A 3,781-nucleotide genomic window follows, 5' to 3' on the forward strand; every position below is an offset into this window, starting at 1 on the left:
GGTTAGGTTCACCGACGCGGGGTGGAGCAGCTCGGTAGCTCGCTGGGCTCATAACCCAGAGGTCGCAGGTTCAAATCCTGTCCCCGCTACTCAGTAGCAACGAAGGCCCGGATTCATTCACTGGATCCGGGCCTTCGTCATATCCGCGTGTCGAGGGCACGAAAAAGCCCCCGCCGGAGCGGGGGCTCACGCGAAGGCCGTCAGGCCGTCGTGGCGCAGCTCGGGCAGACGCCCCGGTAGGTGACCTCGACGTTCGAGATCGTGAAGCCGAAGCGTTCGGTGTCCGGGAGGTCCGCCAGCGGGTCGCCGGCCGGGTGCACGTCGCGGATCGCGCCGCAGCGGCCGCAGACCAGGTGCTGGTGGGGCCGGTGGGCGTTGGGGTCGTACCGCTTGGCGCGTCCGTCGGTCGCGACCTCGATGACCTCGCCGAGGGTGACCATCTCGCCCAGCGTGTTGTACACGGTCGCGCGCGAGATCTCGGGCAGCTTCGCCACGGCGCGCGCGTGGACCTCGTCGGCGGTCAGGTGCACGTGGTCCCCGTCGAGGACTTCGGCCACGACGCGCCGCTGTGCGGTCATGCGCCAACCGCGTCCGCGCAGTCGTTCCAACAGGTCACTCATGAGGGCCAGGCTACCAGTCAGGGGAAAGAGGCCCGAACGGGTGTGAGTTTGGATGCTGGCTTGACTTAGACAAAGTCCAATGTAGGGTCGAGTCCATCAAGGGCGACGACAGGAGGCACAACATGACGCAGGGACCGCTCACCACGGAGGCCGGGGCTCCCGTCGCCGACAACCAGAACAGCGAGACCGCGGGCGTCGGCGGTCCGGTCCTCGTCCAGGACCAGCTCCTCCTGGAGAAGCTCGCCCACTTCAACCGCGAGCGCATCCCGGAGCGCGTGGTCCACGCGCGCGGTGCGGGCGCCTACGGCACCTTCACCCTGACCCGTGACGTCTCGCAGTGGACGCGCGCGAAGTTCCTCTCCGAGGTCGGCAAGGAGACCGAGACCTTCCTGCGCTTCTCCACCGTCGCGGGCAACCTCGGCGCGGCGGACGCGGTGCGCGACCCCCGCGGCTGGGCGCTGAAGTTCTACACCGAGGAGGGCAACTACGACCTCGTCGGCAACAACACCCCGGTGTTCTTCATCAAGGACGCCATCAAGTTCCCCGACTTCATCCACACCCAGAAGCGCGACCCGTACACGGGCTCGCAGGAGGCGGACAACGTCTGGGACTTCTGGGGCCTCTCCCCGGAGTCGACCCACCAGGTCACCTGGCTCTTCGGCGACCGCGGCATCCCCGCCTCGTACCGCCACATGAACGGCTACGGCTCGCACACGTTCCAGTGGAACAACGAGGCCGGCGAGGTCTTCTGGGTCAAGTACCACTTCAAGACCGACCAGGGCATCAAGAACCTCACCCAGGACGAGGCCAACCGCCTCGCCGGCGAGGACCCGGACTCGCACCAGCGCGACCTGCGCGAGGCCATCGAGCGCGGCGACTTCCCGAGCTGGACCGTGCAGGTCCAGATCATGCCCGCGGCCGACGCGGCGAACTACCGCTTCAACCCCTTCGACCTCACCAAGGTGTGGCCGCACGAGGACTACCCGCCGGTCGAGATCGGCAGGCTGGAGCTCAACCGCAACCCGGAGAACGTCTTCGCCGAGGTCGAGCAGTCGATCTTCAGCCCCGCGCACTTCGTGCCGGGCATCGGCCCCTCCCCGGACAAGATGCTCCAGGGCCGTCTCTTCGCGTACGGCGACGCCCACCGCTACCGCGTCGGCATCAACGCCGACCACCTGCCGGTGAACCGCCCGCACGCCACCGAGGCGCGCACCCACGCGAGGGACGGCTTCCTCTACGACGGCCGCCACAAGGGCGCGAAGAACTACGAGCCGAACAGCTTCGGCGGCCCGTACCAGACGGACAGGCCGCTCTGGGTCGGCTCCGCGGTCACCGGCACGACCGGCGACCACGCCGCCCCCTCGCACGCCGAGGACGACGACTTCGTGCAGGCGGGCAACCTCTACCGCCTGATGTCCGAGGCCGAGAAGGGCCGCCTCGTCGAGAACCTGGCCGGCTCCATCGCCAAGGTCTCGCGCGACGACATCGCCGAGCGGGCGATCGAGAACTTCCGCAAGGCGGACGGTGACTTCGGCAAGCGGCTGGAGGCCGCGGTCCAGGCCCTTCGCGGCTGAGGGCGCTTGCCGTAGGAAGAGGGCGGGCCGGACTTCCGTGGGGGAGGCCGGCCCGCCCTCGCGTCAGCTCGCGACGCTGTGCACCGGGATCCAGCAGCGGATGATGTCGCGTACGGAGACGATGCCGACGGGGCCCCGGCCGTCGAGGACGACGAGGTGACGGAAGCCGCCACGGGTCATCGCCTCGGCCGCCTCCGCCAGGGTCCAGGACGGCGCGGCGAAGACGACGTCACGGGTGGTGTGGGAGCCGGCGGTCTCCCGGTCGGGGTCCTGGTCCCGGGCGAGGGAGTTGAGGATGTCGCGCTCGGTGAGGATGCCGAGTCCGCCGGCGTCGGTGTCGAGGACGACGGCCGCGCCGACGCGGCGCGCCGCCATCAGCCGGGCCGCCTGCCTGAGGGTGTGGGCGGGGCCGATGGTGAGGATCACGGTGCTCATGGCGTCACGGACGAGCATGGACGGAGCCACCTCCTTGGTGAATTCTTCAACGAGAAGAAATTCACAAGTTCACAAGCGGGGGGACTCTCAGGGTTGCACCGGGGAGGTGGGCCGACAAGGGGGCGCGCGAGGCGCCCCCGGGGAGTGACGGGAGCGCTCAGCCCTGTGCGGTCTCCTGGTTCAGGTAGCTCAGCAGCTCGCCGTGGAGCAGACCGTTCGAAGCCGCCGCGTTCCCGCTGTGCGGGCCGTGCCGTCCGTCCAGGCCCGTGTACGTGCCGCCGGCCTCCTGGACCACGATCGCGACCGCGGCCATGTCCCACAGCGACAGCTCCGGCTCCGCGCAGATGTCCACGGAACCCTCCGCGACCATCATGTACGGCCAGAAGTCGCCGTACGCCCGGGTCCGCCAGCACGCGCGCGTGAGGTCGAGGAAACCGTCGAGGCGGCCCCGCTCCTCCCAGCCGCTCAGCGAGGAGTACGCGAACGAGGCGTCCTCCAGGCGGCCGACCTTCGACACGCCGATCCGGCTCGCCGAGGCCAGGCTGCGGCCCGTGTACGCGCCGAGGCCCTTCGCCGCCCACCAGCGCCGGCCGAGCGCCGGGGCGGACACCACGCCCACCACCGGCTGGAACCCGGTCTCCCCGGCCTCCATCAGCGCGATCAGGGTCGCCCAGACCGGCACCCCGCGCACGTAGTTCTTCGTGCCGTCGATCGGGTCGATCACCCAGCGGCGCGGGCCCGAGCCCTCCACGCCGAACTCCTCGCCGAGGATCGCGTCGCGCGGCCTGGCGCGCTGGAGCTGCCCGCGGATCAGCTCCTCCGCCGCCTTGTCGGCCTCGCTCACCGGAGTCATGTCCGGCTTCGTCTCGACCTTGAGGTCGAGCGCCTGGAATCGGTCCATGGTGGCCGCGTCGGCGGCATCCGCGAGGACGTGGGCGAGACGCAGATCATCGTGGTAATCGGCCATGGTCGGCACTCTATCCCCGAGCCGGGAGCGCACGCGGAACCGTCCACCGCCGCCGTCCCGCGACGGTCCGTACAAGCCCCTTGACAGGGGGTGGTCGCCTGTCGAGGCTGAGCGGAGAACCGTTCCCTCCCGGAGGTGAGGATGGCGAACGCCCGCGAGGCCCTGCTCGACGCCGCGCTCGCCGC

Annotated in this window: 4 protein-coding genes and 1 tRNA gene; 2 read left to right on the top strand and 3 right to left on the bottom strand. The window is 70.0% G+C overall.

The annotated features are described in order from the left end of the window. Positions 1-15 precede the first annotated feature (15 nt). Positions 16-89 (top strand) — tRNA-Met (locus CCN56_RS15770). Positions 90-200: 111 nt separating this feature from the next. Here the strand turns inward: CCN56_RS15770 and CCN56_RS15775 are convergent. Further along, positions 201-620 carry a Fur family transcriptional regulator gene (locus CCN56_RS15775; RefSeq protein WP_086827467.1) on the bottom strand — a complete coding sequence of 140 codons (420 nt, stop codon included), beginning with the start codon at positions 618-620 and terminating at the stop codon, positions 201-203. A 122-nt stretch (positions 621-742) separates the two neighbouring features. Here CCN56_RS15775 and CCN56_RS15780 point away from each other — a divergent pair, with 122 nt between their 5' ends. Further along, positions 743-2,194, top strand: a complete 1,452-nt coding sequence (locus CCN56_RS15780) for a catalase (RefSeq protein ID WP_086827469.1) — start codon at positions 743-745, stop codon at positions 2,192-2,194. A 63-nt stretch (positions 2,195-2,257) separates the two neighbouring features. Here the strand turns inward: CCN56_RS15780 and CCN56_RS15785 are convergent, their stop codons facing one another. Both CCN56_RS15785 and hisN read right to left on the bottom strand, forming a co-directional pair. Beyond that, a complete protein-coding gene (locus tag CCN56_RS15785; RefSeq protein ID WP_086827471.1) occupies positions 2,258-2,647 on the bottom strand; it encodes a cyclic nucleotide-binding/CBS domain-containing protein in 390 nt (129 codons plus the stop codon). A gap of 139 nt (positions 2,648-2,786) precedes the next feature. Further along, positions 2,787-3,596 carry a histidinol-phosphatase gene (gene hisN, locus CCN56_RS15790; RefSeq protein WP_086827473.1) on the bottom strand — a complete coding sequence of 270 codons (810 nt, stop codon included), beginning with the start codon at positions 3,594-3,596 and terminating at the stop codon, positions 2,787-2,789. Positions 3,597-3,781 lie beyond the last annotated feature (185 nt).

Source organism: Streptomyces sp. NRRL B-24572, assembly GCF_002156145.1.
Taxonomy (GTDB): Bacteria; Actinomycetota; Actinomycetes; order Streptomycetales; family Streptomycetaceae; genus Streptomyces; species Streptomyces vietnamensis.

What these genes read in the sequence shown, in the direction of transcription:
- CCN56_RS15785 (WP_086827471.1), bottom strand. Translation starts at nt 2,647, where the DNA reads ATGCTCGTCCGTGACGCCATGAGCACCGTGATCCTCACCATCGGCCCC.
- CCN56_RS15775 (WP_086827467.1), bottom strand. Translation starts at nt 620, where the DNA reads ATGAGTGACCTGTTGGAACGACTGCGCGGACGCGGTTGGCGCATGACC.
- hisN (WP_086827473.1), bottom strand. Translation starts at nt 3,596, where the DNA reads ATGGCCGATTACCACGATGATCTGCGTCTCGCCCACGTCCTCGCGGAT.
- CCN56_RS15780 (WP_086827469.1), top strand. Translation starts at nt 743, where the DNA reads ATGACGCAGGGACCGCTCACCACGGAGGCCGGGGCTCCCGTCGCCGAC.